The sequence below is a fragment of the Actinomycetota bacterium genome, from assembly GCA_005774595.1.
GTDB lineage: Bacteria > Actinomycetota > Coriobacteriia > Anaerosomatales > D1FN1-002 > D1FN1-002.
Window position 1 is genome coordinate 1 of sequence record VAUM01000269.1, and the last position, 2,730, is coordinate 2,730.

The 2,730-nt window shown below is 75.0% G+C and carries 2 protein-coding genes; both read right to left on the reverse strand.

The window, feature by feature from the left end; translation table 11 throughout:
• Positions 1–118 precede the first annotated feature (118 nt).
• Complete coding sequence (locus FDZ70_08985; GenBank protein ID TLM70956.1) at positions 119–1,990, reverse strand: polysaccharide biosynthesis protein; 1,872 nt, start codon at positions 1,988–1,990, stop codon at positions 119–121.
• Positions 1,987–2,730, reverse strand: a 744-nt coding sequence (locus tag FDZ70_08990) for a DegT/DnrJ/EryC1/StrS aminotransferase family protein (GenBank protein TLM70957.1), incomplete at its 5' end; no start/stop codon positions are given. The genes FDZ70_08990 and FDZ70_08985, both read right to left, overlap by 4 nt.

Sequence of the window (2,730 nt, forward strand, 5' to 3'; positions counted from 1 at the left end):
GTCGTGACCCTGGACGTGGCGCCCGGCGAGCACGTCACGGGCGACTTCACGGCCCCGCACGAGCGCTTCCTCGAGCACCTGCGCGAGACGCGGTAGCCGCGGCGGCCGTGACGCGGCGTCACTCCCCCGCGCGCTCCGGCGCATACCCCGGCGCGACTCCCGCGAGCGCCGCGCGCACCGCGTCGGCATCCCCGGCGCGCGCCGCGTCCACGAGCGCGTCCACGGCCGCGTCGAGCCCGGCGGGCGGCGCGGGCGGCGCGTCCGCGCGCAGCACCTTCTCGTGGCCGGTCGGCGCGAGGCCGCCCTCGTCGTGGACGAGCACCTCGTGCAGCTTCTCGGCGGGGCGCAGGCCGGTGAAGACGATCTCGGCGTGCGCGCCCGACAGCGCGATCATCTTGCGCGCGAGGTCGACGATCGGCACCGGCTCCCCCATCTCGAGGACGAACAGGTCGCCGCCCCGGTTGATGGCCTGCGCCTGCAGAACGAGCCGGGCGGCCTCGGGGATGGTCATGAAGTAGCGCGTGACCTCGGGATGCGTGACCGTGATCGGCCCGCCCTCGCGCAGCTGGCGCTCGAACAGCGGCACCACCGACCCGCGCGAGGCGAGCACGTTGCCGAAGCGCACCGCGCTCACGCGCAGCCGCCCGCGCGCCGCCGCGTCGAACGCGAGCAGCTCCGCGATGGCCTTCGTCGCCCCCATGACGCTCGTGGGGTCGACGGCCTTGTCGGTCGAGATGAGCACGAAGTGGCCCACGCCGGCCTGCTCGCAGGCGCGGATGACGTTGCGCGTGCCGAGCACGTTGGCTCGCACCGCCTCGTCCGGCTCGATCTCCATCAGCGGCACGTGCTTGTAGGCGGCGGCGTGGAAGACCACGTCGGGCGCGGTCTCGGCGATGACGCGTGCGGTCTTGTCGAGGTCGCGCACGTCGCAGATGCGCATCGCGGGCGCCTCGGAACCACCGCGGCGCAACTCGAGATAGAGCTCGTAGAGCCGGCTCTCGTCGACGTCGGCCAGCGTGAGCGCGGACGGCCCGAGCGCGAGCACCTGCCGTGCGAGCTCGCTGCCGATCGACCCGGCGGCGCCGGTGACGAGCACGCGCTTCCCGGCGATCGTCCCTGCGATGCCCGCGGTGTCGATCTCGACCGGCTCGCGGCCGAGCAGATCCTCGACCGTGACGGCAGACAGGTCCGCGACGCCCACCGTCTCGGCCTCGCCCGCGAACAGGCGCACCACGCGCGTGCGGACGCCGATGCGCGCGCACTCGTCGACGACCACGCGCCGGGCGTCCTGCGACGCCCCGGGCATCGCGACGAACACCTCGTCGACCCGCTCGCGCTCGACCGTGGCGGCCAGCGCTGAGATCGGCCCGAGCACGCGCACGCCCCGGATGAGGCGCCCGGCCTTGGCGGGGTCGTCGTCGAGGAAGCCGACGACGCGCCACTTCAGCTCGGGCTGGTTGTCGACGTCGCGCAGCAGCAGCGAACCCGCGTCGCCCGCGCCGACGATGAGCACGCGGCGCGCGTCGGCGGCGGGCGTGCGCGCCTGGACGTACGCGACCGTGCGCGAGAGCAGGCGCAGCGCGCTGCAGCCGAGGAAGACGAGCACGCCGGTCGCGACGATCACCCCGAGGGGCGCGATGCGCACCCCGGCCAGCGCGCCGGTGCGCGGGAGCGCGACGTCGAGACCGCCGAGCACGGCGGTGGCGGCGGCGACAGCCGCGGTCATCTTGATGAGCACGTCGGCGCCGGCGTGACGCCACACGTGGCTGTACAGGCGCATCGCGGCGAGCGCCGCGAGGTATGCGGCGAGCGCGCCGCCCATCATCCACGGCGCCGTGGCCGCGAAGCGCGCGGGCACCTCGCCCTCGAACCGCATCCAGTACGCGAGCGCCACCGCGCCCGCGATCACGAACGCGTCGAGCGACGCCAGGCCCAGCGGCGCGGCGAGCGGGCGGTTCAGGATCCCCTTGCGCTCGGCCGGCCCGCTCATCGCGAGGCCACCGCCATCACCTTCGCGACCGCCTCGGCGGTGTCCGCGACGTCGGCGCCCGTCAGCGTCGGGTGCACGAGGAACGCCAGCGACGTCTCGCCCAGCTCGCGCGCAACGGCGAGGCGCTCGGCCGGGCGGACGCCCTCGAACGCCTCCTCAAGGTAGATCTCGGGGCAGGAGCCGACGCCGCACGGCACGCCCTCGGCCATGACGGCGGCAGCGATGCGCTCGCGGTCCCAGCCGTCGGCGAGCGCCTCGGGCCGCACGTAGGCGTAGTGCCGGTAGCACGCGTGGTACGCCTCGGCGGGCGGCGCCGGGCGGCGGAGCGCCGGCATCGCGGCGAACGCGTCGTCGAGGGCGGCCGCATGCGCGCGACGCGTCTCCACCCAGCCGGGCACCTTCGACAGCGCGGTTGAGCCGATCGCGGCCTGCATCTCGGTCATGCGCCAGTTCGTGCCGAAGCGCTCGTGCAGCCAGCGGAAGCCCGGCGCGGGAGCGCTGTTCTCGGCGTCGAGCGCGCGGACCGTCTTGCCGTGGTCCTTGTACGACCAGCAGCGCTCCCACAGGTCCGCGTCGCGCGTGACGAGCATGCCGCCCTCGCCGCCGGTCGTCATGATCTTGTCCTGGCAGAACGAGAACGCGGCCGCGTCGCCGACGGTGCCGACGGGCGCTCCAGCGAACGACGCGCCGAGCGCCTGGGCGCAGTCCTCGACGAGCGCGAGGCCGCGCACGTCGCACAG

Excerpts from the sequence above, each read along its gene's own strand:
- FDZ70_08985 (TLM70956.1), bottom strand. The coding sequence starts at position 1,990 with ATGAGCGGGCCGGCCGAGCGCAAGGGGATCCTGAACCGCCCGCTCGCC.